We start from the raw sequence: 17,509 nt of genomic DNA, 5'->3' as shown, positions 1-17,509 counted from the left end.
TCCTTGCGTCGTGCCATCGTGAAGCTCCTTTCGCATCTCACTATGGCCCAGCCGAGCACGGAATTCCCGATAGTCCCCATGATTCGCTTTTCCAGGAAATCGTCAGGCGGGTTCCCTCACCTTCCGCACTTACAATGTCGAGCCGTCCATCCGGCAGGTCGCGCGCCCGATCACGCATGGAGATGATACCGAAGCCTTTTGTTTTTGCGGTCATTTCGAATCCGATCCCATTATCGGCAATGGCCAGCATTGCGGCACTCCCGTCGATTGCCGCGGCCACGGTCACCCTGGACGCCTTGCCATGGCGCACCGCGTTCATCAGCGCCTCCTGCAAAATGCGCAACACCTGATGTTCCACATGCGCGTTGGGCTGGATGGCTCCCATATCACCCAATTCGATGTCGACATCGAACCGCCGCCTGAAATCTTCGGCGATCATGCCGACCCGGTTGTGAAGCGTACTGTCGCCGGTGCTGGTCGGGCGCAGCTGCGTGATGATCTCCATCAGGTCATGCTGCGCTTCCCGGTTGATGGTCTCCGCCTCCAGAATGGGCTCGCGGGCAGCCTCCAGCACGGTGGGATTGGCCTTGGCCGTTGCCAGTTGCAAGCCCAGCGCGAACAGCTTCTGCTTCACTGTGTCGTGCAGTTCGCGCGCCACGCGGTTGCGCTCGTCGCTGACAGCAAGGTTCTGCTTCAGGTACAAATAGAGTTCCAGATCATCCGCCATGTCGTTCAGATGCTGGCTATGCCGGATCAGCACATCGTCATTGGGAAGGGCGATGCGCGCGGTGAAATCACCCCGCCGCCAGCTTTCGGTCACATCATTCATTCGCCCCAAATGCCGCGTCACGTAATGGGCGGCCGCCACGCCGGAGGCGATGCCAATGGGAACGGAGAAGAGAATGACATAGCCCCATGCGCCGAGCAGGAAATCGAAGGTGCTCTGAATCTGTATCCAGGTATCGAACTCGGCAACATACAGGATGCGTACGCGCCCGATCAGCTTGCCTTTGCCGTCCTCAATAGGCATGTCCACCCAGATGGGGCCGTTTTCGACCATCCAGGTAACCTTGTCGGTCGCAGCCCGCTGCTGCTTCATCGCGGCGAAAAGCGGGGCCAGCTCCGCCGGAAGATTGACGGGATCGGATATGACAAGCCGGTTATTTTCGTCCTCTATTTGAATATAGACTTCGGGCCGGCTGGAATTGGTGATCCGATAGACGGATCCGCCGCTGACCTGTTCAATATTTTGGAGCTTCCTGCGGATATTCTCGCACGCTTGCTGGCGCCACCGCACATCGGTGACATCAAGGATCGCCTGCGCAACGGTGAGCTTTTCACTGGAGACCAGATCCCTGACATGCTCCAGGGTGACAGCCTTGCGGAAATCGCCATAATCCTCCGCGCTGTACTTGCTGACGCTGAGCAGCGTCATCGCGCAAAACGCCAGCAGCGTATAGATCACGGCAAATTGCAACCACAGGCGGCCGACAAACGCCGGGCAATGGTCGAGCCAGTTCTTCATGTTCCCGTGATGCTCCATTCCCACCCACCACCATACTGACGCTGGATCTGTCCGGCGCTGGCGGTCGCTCCTTGCAGATATCGACCCAGCATATCGGTTTTTCCGGCCTGCACATCGGTCTCAAGGCGGATGTGCAGGCCGGAAAAGCCCGTAGGATGCGGACGATCGGCACCCCGCTCCTGGAGCATTCGATGAAATATTCCAACATCTTCAAGACAGTAAGCACGCTCAAGGCCCTGAATTTCATACCACTTGCCGCGTCCATCACCCTGACCGTCTCCGCCAATGTGAAGGCACAGGAAACCGGCCCGCAACGGCAGCAGATAGCGGAACAGCAGGGAGAATTCGTTGCCCCCGTGCCGGGGCCGGGGATGGACTATGACTGGAAACTGTCAGTTGGCCTCGCCACCCTCTATATGCCAGCCTTCAATGGGGCCAAGGACTATCAGGCGATGGTCATCCCCGATATCAAGGTGGAATACCAGGATATCTTCTTCGCCTCGCTGTTCGAAGGGGTCGGCTACAACATCATCAACAGCGACGGCTGGCGCGCCGGCCCGATCGCGAAATTCGACTTCGGCCGACAGGAGGACGACAGCAACCCCTTCCGTGTCTCTGGCAAGAAGACCAGGGCGCTGAAGGGTATGGGTGATCTGAATGCCGCGCCGGAACTGGGCGGCTTCGTGGAATACAGTTTCGACCCGTTCAGCTACTCACTGGAGGTGCGACAGGCTGTCGGCGGACACAAGGGCGTCGTGGCCGACATTGGCGCGCAATATATGGGCATGACGGAGCAGTTCGGCCGGCCGGTGATCTATATGATTGGACCACAGGCGACCTTTGCCAGCGCGAAGTACAACAACGCCTATTTTGGCATCAACGCAAAACAATCCACCAATTCCGGACTGAGCCGATACAAGGCGGATGCCGGCCTTGTCTCCTACGGCGTTGGCGCCTTCATCATCACGCCCGTCACGGATACCCTGTCTTTGGGCCTGATGGCCCGCTACGACCGGCTGGCGCCCGAAGCCGCCGACAGCCCCCTCATCACGGAACGCGGCCGGAAGAACCAGTTCATGGCCGGCCTGCGCCTGACCTACGCGTTCGGCCTCTGACGCCGGTCCGCCGTTGCGACACGCCGGTACTCTGGCCCGTCGCAACGGCGGCATCAAGGCCCGCCATCCGTCATGTACCGGGCCTTGGGTGAAGGCAGCCTGGAACTGGAACGCCGGTATTGCTGCAAAACCTTGGTGAGTATCCAGTTTGAGCGGGTCTTCAGCATGGTCGGGGACGGCAAGGTGATCGAAAAGGAACACGTCCTATCGCCGGGCAACCTTGTTGAACTCAGCGTTTCCGGCCTGGACGCAATGTGCAACCGCCAACCCGGCCCATGTCCAGTTCCTGCTTGCCCCGAGGATCCGCACCCATTGCGGAGATATGGGTGCCAGGCTGGACCCACCGCGCCTGCACCAGGGGTGCACGCGTGGCGGTCGCGGTCACAAGGATATCCGCTGCCCGTGCCGTATCCTCCAGGCCGGCAGACGCGGCTTCGATCCCCAACGCCGCAATGACGCGCCCGGCGAAGGCGGCGGCCCGGTTGCCGGGCCAGTAGGTGCCCAGCTTCAGCCCGGCCAGATCGCGGTCGCCGATGACGCCGCTTTTGATCGCGAAGAAGCGGTCGGCAGCCCCGCCATGGCCAGTCACCACGGGGAACAGTTCGGCCCGCCCCTGTTCCAGCGCGATGAAAGCCGGTGTGAGCTGGAATTTTCCAATTATGATGCCGCCGACAATCCCGGCGGGTGTGTGGATGCCCCCGATTAAGCAAGAGGAATCTTCTGACATCGTATCGGCTACGAGGAGTTCGATCGGTCGTGTATCAGGCCTCGTGATGTGGCCTGAACAGGCCCCGCGCCGGTATGCTGTTCGAGAGGTGGGGACCAGCTCTACCTGCTCGGCACCATGGATTTCTGCCTCATCTGCGTTCCCTTCGGGTCACTACGGTGAGCCAGAAATCCTCCTTTACGCAATCAGCCGCCTCTGTCCCACAGGGCCTGGCCGCGGACACGCCGCTCCTACACCAGGCCATGGGACGTGATCTAATTCATCACTCGGCGTCCGGCTGTTGTTCGGGCGATGCGTTGAAGAAGGGGGCAAGCGCGAGACAACGGGTCTCGATGTCCAACAATTTCTGCCATTTCAGGGTCACGCCGAAGCGGCGAGCGTTCACCAATTGCGGGATGAGGCAAATATCCGCAAGTCCTGGGCTGTCACCGAAACAGAACAGATCGCTGCGGTCATCGATGAGGGCCGCACAGGCCGACAGGCCCTCCTCGATGCTGGTCCTGGCCCAGTTTGTCACCGCGTCCTCCGCGATGCCCAGCCCCCGGAGGCGGGCCAGAATTTTCAAGTTCTGGATGGGATGGGTGTCGCAGGCGATGATCTGGGCGAAGGCGCGTACCTTGGCCCGCAGCAGCGGGTCTGACGGAAGCAGCGGCGGCGTCGGTACGGTTTCATCAAGATATTCACAGATGGACAGCGACTGCGTCAGCACGTTCGGCCCAACCTCCAGCGAGGGCACCAGACCCTGTGGATTGAGGCGGCGATAGGCGCTGTCATTCTGCTCGTTCCGCCGCAGATGGTGGAAGGCATTCTGATAGGCAATGCCCTTCAGGTTCAGGGCGATGCGGACGCGGTAGGACGCGGTGGAACGGAAATAGCCATGCAGGATCATGGTGCCTCTCCTGTCAGCGTTTGGGGAGGAAAAAAACCACGAGGGCGGCCAGCAGGGACGGGATGATCGCAGCCAGGATCAGATCACGGCTGGACCAGCCCAGGGCCAGCAAGGCGCCCCCGGCGACCGGTCCCAGGATCGAGCCGACACGCCCCACACCCAGGGCCCAGCCCACGCCGGTGGAGCGGATGGAGGTGGGATAAGAGGATGCCGCCACGGCGTTGAGCGCGATCTGGCCGCCGACAATGCCGAAGCCCGCCAGCGCGGCACCGATCAGCAGCAGGGGGACGTTTGGTCCCGCCAGTGCGATGAGGGCGATGAACACGGCCGAGCCCGCATAGGCAAGCCCCAGGATGATCGCGGGTTCATACCGGTCGATGATGCGGCCCAGGATGATGGCCCCGCAAACGCCGCCCAGATTGAGCAATGCCGTGGAAAGGATGGCGGTTTCCAGGGACAGTCCCAGCGCGTGCAGCAGGGAGGGAAGCCAGTTGACCAGGAAATACATGACCAGCAGGTTCATGAAGAACGCGATCCAGACCAGCAGCGTCAGTTTGGCCCGCCCGGCGGCGAAAAGCTCCACCAGGGGGAACCTTGGGGCCGTGGCGGCGGCACTTTCATGCTGCACCTCCTTCACGAACTGATCGACCGAGGCGTCGGGATCGATCCTGGCCAGAATCCCGGCGAGCTTGCCGCCGGCATCGCCCCGCAGCGCCAGGAACCGTGCCGATTCCGGCAGCAGGATATAAAGTGCAGGCAGCAGGATCAGCGGCAGGAGCCCGCCCAATATGAAGACGGCCTCCCATCCATGCTGCGCGATCAACGGCGCGCTGATGATGCCGCCGATGGTGGAGCCCAGCGGAAACCCGCAGAACATGGTCATGACCATGGTCGCCTTCAGCCGGGCCGGCGCATATTCGTTGGTCAGCGCGATCAGGTTGGGCATGGCGCCGCCCAGCCCGATGCCGGTGAGCAGGCGGTAGATCAGCAACTGTTCGGTGTTGGTGGCGGTCGCCGTCAGCAGGCCGAAAAGCCCGAAAATGGCGCAGCAGAACAGGATCACCGCCTTGCGTCCGATGCGGTCGGCAACGGGGCTGAGGGTGAAGGCACCAATGGTAAGGCCCAGCAGCCCGGCCCCGAAAATCGGGCCGAACGCTGCCTTGTCCAATTGCCAGGCCTCGGCGATTGACGGCGCGACATAGGCGATGGCCTGCGTGTCGAAACCGTCAATGCCGGCAATGAGCGCACAGAGCGCGGCGATGCCGAACTGAAAAGCACCAGGACGTGCATTATCGATGGCTGAGGCCGAATTGGCCTGCCCGGTCATTCCTGCCATTTCCATCCTCCCAGGGCTGGCGCTTCTACTCGCCGTCGCCGCTGTCTTGCTTATTCCCCGGCCGGCGCGCCGATGGTGATCCTGAGCGGGGTCAGCCCGTCGATGGACACCGTGAGTTCATCCCCCTGGACCACGGGGCCGACACCGGCCGGCGTGCCGGTATAAATCAGGTCGCCGGGTTCCAGCCGGTAGAAACGGGAGACATAGGCGACCGTTTCCGGCACATCCCAGATGAGATCGGCGAGGTCGGCATCCTGCCGGATCTGACCATTCAGGCTCAGCGTGATCCGGCCCTTGGTCAGAGGGCCGGTTTCCGATGCGGGATGGATCAGGCCCAGCGGCGATGATTGTTCGACATTCTTGCCGGTGTCCCACGGCCGCCCCTTGTCGCGCGCCTCCAACTGCAAATCGCGGCGCGTCATGTCCAGACCGGCGGCATAGCCGAACACATGCTCCAGCGCCGCGTCAGCGGCAATGTTACGCCCCGGCTTGCCAATGGCGACGACCAGTTCCGCTTCATAATGGAAATTGGCGGTTTCCGGCGGATAGGCGATCACGGTGCCCGACGGAACCACGGTTTCCGCCCATTTCGTGAAGAAGAAGGGTGGCTCGCGGTCCGGGTCCCGGCCCATCTCCCGCGCGTGCGCCGCATAATTGCGGCCGATGCAGAACAGCCGGCGGACCGGAAAAGCCCGTCCGTCCGTGGTGGCGGCCAGTGTCGGCGCCGGGGGGGCAAAAATCGAGGTCATGCACAATTCTCCTTGAAAAGGCCGAGTTTCTGCTGTGCCGCCTTGTCCGAGTAACCAAACAGAACCAGATCGGTGCGCGCCTGCAGACGCAGGGCCTGCCAGGAGGGGACGACCACGATGTCGCGCGGTGCGAGCGGTATGTCCATCCCCTCGATATTCGCGGTGCCGGTGCCCTCCACGACGACGAACACCGTGCCGTCGGTTGAACGCCGGTCTTTCGTCTCGAAGCCCGCGGGCAGAAGCCGGACATGCGCCGATATGGTTGGCATGATCGGGCCGCCATCCGCCGGGTTCACGAATTCCAGGGCATGCCCCAGATGGGGATCGATGGGCGCCGTCCGGGCCATCGCGTCCAGGGCCGGCCGCCAGTTCTGATAAGGGTAATGGAACAGGGCCTGATGCGCCGGCCGGCGATCGGCGGCGGAGCCGCGCATCGGGCGCAGATTATGGCCATAGCTGGCCAGGGTCGCGCCGGGTCCCGCCGTTTCCGGATGCACCTTCTGATCCAGATGTTCGGCGAAGCTGGCGTCGAAATGCCGGACCGTCGGGATGTCCAGCCCGTCAAGCCAGATGATCGGTTTGCCGGTATTGTTGCCATGGTCGTGCCATTGCCAGGACGGTGTCAGGACAAGGTCGAACGGATGCAGGATCGCCTTCTCCCCGTCGACCGCCGTGAAGGCACCTTCACCTTCCATCACAAAACGCAGGGCGGATTGTGAGTGACGGTGACAGGGCGCGATCTCTCCGGGAAGGACAAGCTGCAGCCCGGCATAAAGGCTTGGCGTGATCGCCGACTGTCCCGGCAGCCCTGGATTCTCCAGGATCAGGACACGGCGTTCAGCCTGTTCGGCGCTGATCAGATCACCAGCCCGCAGCAGATAGGCACGCGCCTCTTCATATTGCCACCGGTGTGTCCGGGCCGGTGATTGCGGTTGGGCGCGCACAAGCTGGCTCAGCGTTTCCCACAGCGGTGTCAGGTGATGCGGAGCCATTTCCTGGTAGAGCCGGTCCAGCTGCGTGCGCTGGTCATTGGCCAACAACATTCGGGGTTCCTCCCTGGAACGCTGGATATGCCGACATGTTGCAAGCGTTATACATTGAGGAATGAATTATGCAATGGGTAATTTAATGGGTGCGACACATGGATAGCTGTCCGCCCGGCGCAGACTGGGAGATATCGACGGCCCGTGCGGCGCCGCACGGCGTTCCGCGCCGGCCATCTGTGGTTGTTGTAAGCGCTTGGTGAAGAAGGGTACTTAGCCCTGCCAGCCAAGCTGGCGGCTGATATCGCGGCAGAGCATGGCGAGGTCAGCCTTCGTCCCGTCCTGCTGGCGGGAATGGGCCGAGTCGGGCTGCAGCGCCGTGGCGGTGAGCGCGACACGTCCCTGCAGATCGAAGATCGGGAAAGCCGTGGCCCGCAGGCCTGGCACCATCATCCCGTCGACATAGGCAAAGCCATCCGCCCGCACCTTCGCCCGCAGCTTCTCTGCGTCGTTTTTGCTGACCGGCCCCTCCGCCAGTTCGCGGGAAACCAGATGGTCGGTCTCCGCCGACGGCATAAAGGAGAAGAAAACCTGGCCGGTCGCGGAGGACAGCAGCGGCAGCACCGACCCGACAGTGAAGGAGGTCATCACAGGCGGCCGACCCATCAGCCAACGGACAATGGTCGGTCCCAGCGGGCCCAGGGCCGCAAGCTGCACGGTCAGGTTGGTACGGCGGACAAAATCGGCAATGGATGTATCGGCGATCTGGAAGGCATCGACCCGCGCCAAGGCCGCGAGGCCCAGTTTCAGGGCGGCAGGTCCCAGATCATATCGTCCTGAATCGGGATGCTGCTGGGCCATTCCTGCCGCGATCAGGCTCTGGAGATAGCGATGGGCCTGGGGCGGCGGCATATCCGTGGCCTGGGCGATGGTGCTCAAGGGTGCGGCACCGCCCAAAGCGGCCAGTGCCTCCAGAACGCGCAGCCCGATTTCCACGGATTGGATGCCGCGACGGCGCGTCTCACCTCCTGATTGGTCGCTCACCCGTCCAACTTCCTGTCAATATCGTCCATGTGCATCGGAATTTAGCCGCCGGTCGCGCGGGCGTCCATGAATCCGTTGGCGGCGAGGCCGGGCGGGAGGAGCTATAAACCGGGCGATCGCACCGCCCGCCGCCGCCGGGGCGGCTGCGCCGTGCTGTTGCGGATCACCAGTTCATGGGGAAAGAAGGGCAAAGGGGCCGGGCTGCGGCCTGTCCGGCTGGCCGTGACGATATAGGTGGCGGCAGCCGCACCCATGGCGACCATGGGTTGGCCGACGGTGGTCAAGGTGGGCCAGACGCTGGATGCCAGCGGAATGTCGTCGATACCGGTCACGGACAGGTCGGTGGGCACACGCACCCCTTTTTCCTGGGCCACGGTCATGACGCCGATGGCCATGTTGTCATTGCCAGCGAAGATGGCGGTGGGTCGATCATCCAATGCCAGCAGTTCGGCACCGGCGATCCGTCCCGATTCCCGCGTGTAATCCCCGCTTCGAACAAGCGACGGATCGAACAGGCCAGCCCCTGACATGACGTCCCGGAACGCCTGCAAGCGCCGCTCTGCCGAGCCGAGATTCAAGCGGCCGCTGATGAATCCGATGCGGCGATGCCCCAGGTCCAGCAGGTACTGCGTCATGTCCGCCGCCGCTTTGTAATCGTCGATGCGGACCATCGCGGGCAGGCTGTCCAACTCGACACCCGGACTGATCCGGACATAGCGGCCCGGCCGCTCCGTCAGCAACGCCAGCAGGCGGGGATCATCGGCCAGACCCGGCATGATGATGAACCCGTCTACCGCCGGCATGGCGATCAACCGCGTCGCCCGGTCCGTGAAACCCTCCTCCATGAGTTCGAGCGGCTCGACCAGCAGATGGAATCCTGCCGCCCGCGCCGCGGTCACCGCCCCTACCTGCAATGCCGCGATATATTCATTCTGCAAAGACATGTTCGGCTGGTGGGGATTGCTGCCGAAAACAAAGGCGATCATGAAGTTGCGCGCGCCGGACAGGCTGCGGGCCGACAGGTTGGGTGCATAGGCCAGGGATGCAACGGCGGCCTGCACCCGTTCGCGTGTCGCCGGGCTGGCCTTGGTCTCGCCATTCAAGACACGCGACACGGTCTTGATCGAGACACCGGCCACGCGGGCCACATCATAGATGGTGGGCTTGCTCACGAACGGGTGCCCTCCGATTGATTGTCACCTGGATAGGCTTTTACCCGGCATTGGAAGATTCGGCAACAGAAGGGGACAGCGCTGGACATTTTGCTTGCGAAGGCGCATGGTTGGTGTTAGCAAAAATTGACTGGCAGAGAAGCCGGTCTTTTTTGGGCCGAAGGGGACAGCGGTGTCCCCTTGCCGGCAAGCAGATGAGAGAACCCCAGAAGGGGTCGTTCCAGGGGGAAGACAATGACAATATCCGTGCGCCCGCTTTTGGCTGACTGACGCATCGCGCGCAGGCTATCCCGCCATCTGGCAGGGGCCCCGGATAATCCTTGTTCGCCTCCCGCGACGGTCAAAAGACGAAAAGGGAGTGACATGATGTACAAATCCCGCTTGATGCTGGGTGCCACCATCCTTTCCATGGTCCCCGCCCTGGCCGCACAAGCCGAGACGAATGATGCCCCGGCCCTGCTTGAGGAAATCATCGTTACGGCCCAGAAGCGGGCGGAGCGTTTGATCGACGTTCCGCTTGCCGTTACCGCCGTGGGTGGTGACATGCTGGAGAACCTGCGGATCAGCGACAGCAACAGCCTGACCAACGCCATCCCTTCGCTCACATATCAGCAGGGGGCCAATCCGACGAACACCAATTTCCGCATTCGCGGCATCGGCACCCAGCTTTTCGGCCAGGGCACGGAAGCCTCGGTTTCGGTTGTCGTGGACGGTGTTGTCTCGGCGCGTGGGGCGCAGGGCTTCGCCGAACTGGCCGATATCGAGCGGGTTGAGGTTCTGCGTGGTCCGCAGGGCACGCTGTTCGGCAAGAACGCCACGGCCGGCGTGATCAATGTCGTAACGGCGCGGCCTTCAGACGAGTTCGGCGGACGCGCCGAAGTCACCATCGCCGAGGGGGATGAGTATCGCGCCAAGAGCACCGTTACCGGCCCGTTGAGCGATACGGTGCGGGCACGGCTGAGCGGCTATTACACCAATGTTGGCGGCTATGTGCGCAATGTCACGACCGGCAAGGACGTGCAGGGCTCCGAAGGCTGGGGGACCCGCGGCAAACTGGAATGGGATGCCAGCGATAATGTGAACGTCCTGTTCTCCATGGATTACCGCAAGCAGGATGCCAAGTGCTGTGCGTCGGTTCCCATACAGCTGACCAACGCCACCATGGTCAGCATCAATGCCCCGGTCGTCGCTTCGCGCACGAACCGTCAGATTTCCGAGAATGAGGAAACCTACGCGAATACCGAACAGTTCACAGGCTCAATCCAGGCGGACTGGGACATCGATTTCGCGACGATCACCTCGATCTCCGCCTTCCAGAAGTTCAACCTCGACAATAACCAGCCGATCGACCGCACCGATTCCGATCCGATCCGGTTTCTGGGAGTACCGTCGGCCGCACCTTATTCCGCCTGGGACTATAACGCGGGTGAAGTCCGGCTGAAGCAGTTCTCCGAGGAACTGCGGATTGCCTCCAATGGTGGCGGTGATTTCACCTATGTCGCCGGCCTGTTCTACAACCATCTCGACATTACCCGCCCGTTCAACCGCCGTCGTGCAGCCTGCGTGCAGAACGCGGCCGGCCAGACGCCGCTGGCGGTTGGCGCCACCTGTCCCACGGCGAACCTGCGCTGGCAGTCCAGCAGCACGGAATCCAATCTGAAGCAGGATGGGGTCGCGGCCTTCGGTCAGGCGGAATGGCGTATTGTCGGTGGTTTGAAGGCCATCGGCGGTTTGCGCGTTCAGTATGAGCGTGGCGAGAACAGCGGCACGCAGTTCGGTCCCCTGGTGGCGGGCGACGCCATTGTGGCAGGAACGCCATACCGTGCGGCGGGCCCCAACAGCGGCACCATGGTGGCGTCCGACTGGGCGACGACAGGCAAAGCCGGCTTGCAGTACGAGTTTGACCGCAACCTTCAGACCTATGGCACCTACACCCGTGGCTATAAAGGCCTGGGTTATGACATGGAAGCAGGCACTGACTTCACCGCCCAGACCGTTCTGGAACCCGAACACGCCAATGCCTATGAACTGGGCGCAAAATATTCGACGGATGATCGGATTTTCAGCGTCAATGCCGCCGCTTTCCTGACAGATTTCAGCAACCTACAGGTCCAGGCCAACCGGGGTGACCCCACGCTGGGGATCGTGCGGTTCCAGTCGATCAATGCCGGCAGTTCCCGCACCAAGGGTCTGGAGTTGGAAACGACGCTGCGGCCGACAAGCGAACTGTCCATCAACTCCTCGCTCACCTATGCCAAGTCGACCGTCAATGTCGATGGTCTGAACTGCCCGGTGCAGTTCCAGGCCGGCGCGCCGGTGGTGCCCAGCACGTCCGAGGTGCCATACAATACCTGTGTCCGCCGCACTGTCGGCGGCACGGCATTCCAGAACCTCAAGGGCGCCACTTTGCCGTCGTCCCCGAAATATCGCGTCGTGGTCTCTCCCCGCTATGAACGCGATATCTCCAACGATATGGCCGGCTTCATCCAGATGAATGTCAGCTACCAGAGCGCGGTCAACTTCACGATTGAACAGGACCCGCTGACCCGCCAGGGCGGCTATTCGCTGGTCGATCTGACCGTCGGCGTGCATGAGATTGACGACCGCTGGACCGTCAGCCTGTTCGTGAAGAACCTGTTCGACAAGAACTACTTCACGAGCGTCGGCCATGTGGCCCTTCTCAGCTCCGTTGCCACGACCGATCTGGTCGGCACCTTCAACAAGGATGCCGACCGCTATTTCGGTGGTTCGGTCGGGGTGCGCTTCTGACAGGGGCGGGCCGGGCTTCACAGCCCGGCCCGTTCATTTCCGCCGATGGCGGGGATGGTTTGGTGTGACCATGGGGAAGAATGGAATGAGCGGAAACAAGCTGCACCGGCGCGCCGTGCTGGCCGGTGGTTGCGTCGGCGTGGCGGCGTCCGCCCTGCCATCCGGTGCCGCCGGCAACCGGATGCCCAACATCCTGTTTCTGGTGAGCGAGGATAACAACCCGTTCATCGGCGCTTATGGCGACCCGCTGGCACATACCCCCACCATCGACCGTCTGGCGCGGGACGGCGTTCTGTTCCGCAATGTCTATAGCAATGCCCCCGTCTGTGCCCCGTCCCGCTTCGGCATCCTGACGGGGGTCTATCCGGAATCCTGTGCCCCGGCCAATCATATGCGGGCGACGGCCCGCTGGCCCAAGCCCCTGACCACCTATCCGGAGCAACTGCGTCGGGCCGGCTATTTCTGCGCCAACAATGCCAAGACCGACTATAATTGCGACGTGGTGCCAGAGGCCATCTGGGACCAGCAGGGTGCTGCCGCGCATTGGCGGCAGCGGCCGGCCGGTCAGCCTTTCATGGCCGTCTTCAATTACATGACCACGCATGAATCCCGTATTTTCAAACCTACGCCGGGGCGGGTGACACCGGATCAGGTCAAACTGCCCGCCTATCTGCCCGACACGCCGGCGATCCGCCAGGACTTTGCCAGCTATTACAATCTGATGGAGAAGATGGACGGGCAGTTGGCGGAACGTCTGGCCGAGCTGGAGGCCGACGGGCTGGCCGATGACACCATCATTTTCTATTATTCGGACAATGGCGGCGTGCTGCCGCGATCCAAGCGCTATTGCTATGAGGAGGGGCTTCGTTGCGCGCTGGTGGTGAAGGTGCCGGCCAAATGGGCCCATCTGGCACCGGGCAAGGCGGGAACAGAGCGGACCGATCCCGTCAGCTTCATCGATCTGGCCCCGACCCTGCTGTCGCTGGCCGGGATCAAGCTGCCGGCGCAGATGCAGGGCCGGCCCTTCATGGGCAAGGGCCGCCGGGCCGCCAAGCGCTACGCCTTCGGCATGCGCAACCGCATGGACGAGCGCTATGATTTCCAGCGCACCGTGACCGATGGGCGCTGGCGCTACATTCGCAACTACATGCCGCACCGTCCCCTGGGGCAGCATCAGGCCTTCGCCTGGCTGGCCAAGGGCTATCAGGATTGGGAGGCCGCACACCGTGCCGGCACCCTGACGCCGGTGCAGGACCGTTTTTTCCAGCCGAAGCCGTTTGAGGAACTGTACGACCTGTCGGTGGACAAGGATAAGGTGACCAATCTGGTCGATGATCCGAAGGCGGTCCGTGTGCTGAAGGATCTGCGCTCGGCCCTGGATCGGCACATGCTGTCCATCAATGACAATGGCTTCATTCCGGAGGCATCACCGGAAGAGGGCTGGTCTGAGAGCAATGACAAGACCCGCTATCCGCTGAAGCAGATCATGGAATTGGCGGCAACCGCCGCCCGCCGTGACCCCGCCGGTCTGGGCGAATTGCAGGCCAACCTGAAACATGCGAACCCGATCCTGCGCCATTGGGCGACGGCGGGCCTGCTGATGCTGGGGGATAAGGCGACGTCGACGCTGCCGGACCTGTTGTCCGTCATGCGGACCGACGAACGGCGGCAGACCCGTATCGTGGCGGCGGAGGCTGTCGCCACGCTGACACAGCCGGAGGAGGCCGTTGGCGTGCTGGCCGAGCTCTGTATGCCGACACAGCCCTGGCAGATCCAGCTGCAGGCGCTCAACGCCCTGACCTTCCTCGGTGACAAGGCCAAGCCGGCCCTGCCGGTGATCCAGCAGGCGGCGGAAAGCGAGCAGGAATTCGTGCGCAATGCCGGGCGCTATCTGGTGGCCGTGCTGACAGGAACCTACCAGCCTTCAATGCCGATCTTCGATCTGGAACGGATGTTGAGCCGGTCGACGCCCGGCCGTGCGGGATAAGGGAGTACAGGAAATGTGGAAGCGCTCCATCCTGGCCGGTACCGCCCTGGCTCTCGCCCTTGGCCTGTCGGTGGCCGCCGGGGCTGCGGAACGGCCCAACGTCATCCTGATCGTCCTGGACGATGTCGGCTTTTCCGATCTGGGCCCCTTCGGATCGGAAATCCGGACCCCCAATATCGACGCGCTGGCCCGCGATGGGCTGCGTTACAACCGCTTTGATTCAAAGGCGGTCTGTACGCCGACCCGCGCCGCCCTGCTGACAGGCCGCAACCCGCAGACGGTGCGGATGGCGGATCTGCCGGCCGACAAGCCCGATCCGGCCAACCTGACCAAGGATCGCGGCGAACTGCCTGTCAACGCGCAGACGGTGGCACAGGTTCTGCGGACATCGGGCTATCGCACCTATGGTTTCGGCAAATGGCACCTGGGTCCAGAATATGAGGATGGGGCGGAAGGCAATAATGGCTCCTGGCCACTGCAACGCGGCTTCGACCAGTTCTATGGCTTCTATCTGGGCTGGACCGACCAGTACCGGCCCACGCTGATCGAGGGCAACCGGTCCCTGCCGGACGCGCCGTTGCCCCCGGATTATCATTTCTCCGCCGATATCGTTGATCACGCGGTCACGGCCCTGGGCAGCGGTGGGGCGGAGAAGCCGGCTTTCGTTTATCTTGCTTTCGGCGCCGGGCATTCGCCCATCCAGGCACCGCGCGCCTATATCAACCATTATGCCGGCGTCTATGACCAGGGCTGGGACGCGCTGCGCGAACAGCGGCTGGCGCGGATGAAGGCGATGGGCATCGTGCCGCAGAACACGGTGCTGCCACCCCGCAACAATGGGGACCGCGCCTGGGACAGCCTGACACCGACGGAGAAGAAGGTCTTCGCCCGGTTCATGGAGGTCTATGCCGGCTTCATCGAGCATACCGACGCCCAGATCGGCCGGCTGATCGCACATCTGAAGCAGACCGGACAGTATGAGAACAGCCTGGTCATGCTGGTGTCGGACAATGGTGCGGCCAGCGAGGCGGGGCAGAATGGCTTTTTCGAGCGGCTCTACCGTCCCAACAATCTGACGCCTGAGCAGATGCTGGCCCGGATTGATGAACTGGGAACGGTCAAGACCCAGTCCGAATATCCCCGGCCCTGGGCCATGGCCGGTGTCACGCCCTTCCGCCGCTACAAGGTCTGGCCCTATCTGGGGGGCGTGCGGACGCCGCTGATCGTCTCTTGGCCCAAGGCCATCCGCGATGGTGGCAGCATCCGGGGGCAATATGTGGATGCCGTCGATATCGCGCCGACCCTGACAGATGCCGCCGGCACACAGTTCCCGACGGCAGTCGCCGGTCAGGCCGAAATTCCGGTGGCCGGCCAGAGCATCCGGGCCAGCTTCACCCAGGCAAAAGCCCCCAATGTCCGGGATGCGCAATATTTCGAGCTGCGCGGCAACCGGGCCATCCGGGTCGGCGACTGGCGGGCCGTTGCCCTGCATCGTCCCGGCACGCCGTTCGAGAGTGATTGCTGGGAACTGTTCAATCTGGCCGAGGATTTTTCCGAAAGCCGGAACCTAGCAGGCCAGCATCCGGAAAAGCTCGCCGAACTGAAGCAACGCTGGTGGCAGGAAGCGGGCCAGTACAGCCAGCCCGTCATCGCTGAAATGCCGGAACGCTTTGCCAGGCGCGAACGCTTCGACCCCGCCGATGCTCAGGCGGCCTGCGTCAGCGGCGGCCAGGGAGAAGGGAAATGATCAAGATGTATAACGCAGGCAAGGCCGGCACGCCCCGTCGCCGTGCCACGCTTCTGTCCGTGACCTCGCGGCTGGTTCTGGCCTTGATGACCGCGCCGGTTACCTTGGGCCTCACGGCGGTGATGCCGGCAACGGCCGTGGCGGCGGAACAGCAGCAGGCGACGCAGCCCAACATCGTCCTGATCATGGTTGATGATCTGGGCGCGTCGGGGATCGGGAGCTATGGCGGCGAATATTCGACCCCGCGCATCGATCAATTGGCGCGCGAAGGAGCGATGTTCGCCAACGCCCATGCCACGCCGCTCTGCACTCCGTCGCGTACCCGCATCCTGACCGGTATCGAGAATGCCCGGAATTATGAGGCGTTCGGCTATCTGAACCCCAATGCCCGCACCTTTGGCCATGTGCTGAAGGAAGCCGGCTATGCCACTGCGATTGTCGGAAAGTGGCAATTGTCCGGCAATGGCTTCGATGGCCGTGTCGGCATGCCGCCGCTGAAGGCCGGTTTCGACGAGGCCTTGCTGTGGCAGGTGGCCAGCGGGCCGGCCAAGGGCTCGCGCTACTGGGGGCCGACCTTCTGGAACAATGGCCGCACCAAGGTCAATGAGTCCGGTTTCGGCCCCGATCTGGCCAGCAACTTCGCGCTGGATTTCATCACCCGGAACAAGGACAAGCCCTTCTTCCTTTATTATCCGATGGTGCTGCCGCACTCCCCCTATGTGCCGACGCCGGACAGCATGGGCGCCGATACGGCCAAGGCAAAATTCACGGGCATGGTCGGCTATATCGACAAGCTGGTGGGACAGGTGCTGGATCGGCTTCAGGAACTGGGGCTGGATCAGAATACCGTCGTCATCTTCACCGGTGACAATGGTACGGGTGCCCAGATCGAGGGCATGCGCAATGGCGTCTCCGTCCGGGGCGGGAAGGGAAAGCCGACCATCGCCGGCACCCATGTTCCCATGATCGTCCGCTGGCCGGGCAAGGTTCAGCCGGGGTCGCAGCCGCAGGGATTGTTCGATTTTACCGACATGCTGCCGACACTGGCCGACATCGGTCACGGCAAGGTCGGCCCCGACCCGATCGATGGCGCCAGTCAGGTCCCCGTGCTGACGGGGAAGAAGGACAAGGTCCGGGAACAGATCTTCATGCATTACGCGCCCGGCTGGATCCATGAACCCGCGCGCTTTGTCTTCGATGCGCGCTGGAAACTTTATGGCGATGGCCGCTTCATGGCCCTGGACCCCGTGCATGACACGGAGACCGAGGTGAAGGAGATGACGCCGGAGGCCCGGCGGCGTCTCAAACAGTTCCAGGCGATCCTGGACAAGGCGGGTGACGGTCCGCTGAACCCGGTGCGGTTCCCCATGTGTGCCGGCAAGCCTTCGCTGAAGGAGGGTGTTGTTCCGGAAATCGCCGGCTGTCCGCGCGAAGGCGATGGCGACGCCAACGAATAACAGGAGCTT

Annotated in this window: 13 protein-coding genes; 5 read left to right on the top strand and 8 right to left on the bottom strand. The window is 62.7% G+C overall.

The window, feature by feature from the left end:
* Positions 1-40 precede the first annotated feature (40 nt).
* On the bottom strand, positions 41-1,525 hold the full coding sequence (locus AC1Q7F_RS27410; RefSeq protein WP_492511735.1) for a sensor histidine kinase: 1,485 nt from the start codon (positions 1,523-1,525) through the stop codon (positions 41-43).
* Positions 1,526-1,716: 191 nt separating this feature from the next.
* On the opposite strand from AC1Q7F_RS27410, the gene AC1Q7F_RS27405 reads away from it, so the two are divergent.
* The gene (locus AC1Q7F_RS27405) at positions 1,717-2,640 is read left to right on the top strand and encodes a MipA/OmpV family protein (protein ID WP_492511734.1); all 924 of its coding nucleotides are present in this window, start codon (positions 1,717-1,719) and stop codon (positions 2,638-2,640) included.
* Between the two features lie 229 nt (positions 2,641-2,869).
* Here AC1Q7F_RS27405 and AC1Q7F_RS27400 read toward each other — a convergent pair whose 3' ends face one another.
* The 7 genes from AC1Q7F_RS27400 to AC1Q7F_RS27370 all read right to left on the bottom strand — a co-directional run bounded on the left by AC1Q7F_RS27400 (position 2,870) and on the right by AC1Q7F_RS27370 (position 9,540).
* A complete protein-coding gene (locus tag AC1Q7F_RS27400) occupies positions 2,870-3,367 on the bottom strand; it encodes a hypothetical protein (protein WP_492511733.1) in 498 nt (165 codons plus the stop codon).
* A gap of 262 nt (positions 3,368-3,629) precedes the next feature.
* A complete protein-coding gene (gene maiA / locus AC1Q7F_RS27395) occupies positions 3,630-4,256 on the bottom strand; it encodes a maleylacetoacetate isomerase (protein WP_492511732.1) in 627 nt (208 codons plus the stop codon).
* Between the two features lie 13 nt (positions 4,257-4,269).
* Complete coding sequence (locus AC1Q7F_RS27390) at positions 4,270-5,592, bottom strand: MFS transporter (RefSeq protein WP_492511731.1); 1,323 nt, start codon at positions 5,590-5,592, stop codon at positions 4,270-4,272.
* A gap of 50 nt (positions 5,593-5,642) precedes the next feature.
* Entirely contained in the window at positions 5,643-6,341 is a 699-nt protein-coding gene (locus AC1Q7F_RS27385; protein ID WP_492511730.1) for a fumarylacetoacetate hydrolase family protein, read from the bottom strand.
* Entirely contained in the window at positions 6,338-7,384 is a 1,047-nt protein-coding gene (gene gtdA, locus AC1Q7F_RS27380; RefSeq protein ID WP_492511729.1) for a gentisate 1,2-dioxygenase, read from the bottom strand. The genes AC1Q7F_RS27385 and gtdA overlap by 4 nt, the downstream gene beginning before the upstream one ends.
* Positions 7,385-7,597: 213 nt before the next feature.
* The gene (locus tag AC1Q7F_RS27375; protein ID WP_492511728.1) at positions 7,598-8,368 is read right to left on the bottom strand and encodes an IclR family transcriptional regulator; all 771 of its coding nucleotides are present in this window, start codon (positions 8,366-8,368) and stop codon (positions 7,598-7,600) included.
* 101 nt (positions 8,369-8,469) lie between these two features.
* Positions 8,470-9,540, bottom strand: a complete 1,071-nt coding sequence (locus AC1Q7F_RS27370; RefSeq protein ID WP_492511727.1) for a LacI family DNA-binding transcriptional regulator — start codon at positions 9,538-9,540, stop codon at positions 8,470-8,472.
* Between the two features lie 366 nt (positions 9,541-9,906).
* On the opposite strand from AC1Q7F_RS27370, the gene AC1Q7F_RS27365 reads away from it, so the two are divergent.
* From AC1Q7F_RS27365 to AC1Q7F_RS27350, 4 genes are all read left to right on the top strand, one after another.
* Entirely contained in the window at positions 9,907-12,309 is a 2,403-nt protein-coding gene (locus AC1Q7F_RS27365) for a TonB-dependent receptor (protein ID WP_492511726.1), read from the top strand.
* An 85-nt stretch (positions 12,310-12,394) separates the two neighbouring features.
* Complete coding sequence (locus AC1Q7F_RS27360) at positions 12,395-14,296, top strand: sulfatase-like hydrolase/transferase (RefSeq protein ID WP_492511725.1); 1,902 nt, start codon at positions 12,395-12,397, stop codon at positions 14,294-14,296.
* A gap of 13 nt (positions 14,297-14,309) precedes the next feature.
* Positions 14,310-16,043: an arylsulfatase gene (locus tag AC1Q7F_RS27355; RefSeq protein WP_492511724.1), complete on the top strand. Its 1,734-nt coding sequence runs from the start codon at positions 14,310-14,312 to the stop codon at positions 16,041-16,043.
* Entirely contained in the window at positions 16,040-17,500 is a 1,461-nt protein-coding gene (locus tag AC1Q7F_RS27350) for a sulfatase family protein (RefSeq protein ID WP_492511723.1), read from the top strand. Before AC1Q7F_RS27355 ends, AC1Q7F_RS27350 begins: the two co-directional genes overlap by 4 nt.
* Positions 17,501-17,509 lie beyond the last annotated feature (9 nt).

The sequence above is a fragment of the Niveispirillum sp. GW835-FHT14G11 genome (assembly GCF_058793615.1).
The sequence above is the reverse complement of the archived record's forward strand: the minus strand, read 5'-3'. Positions and strand labels throughout refer to the sequence as shown.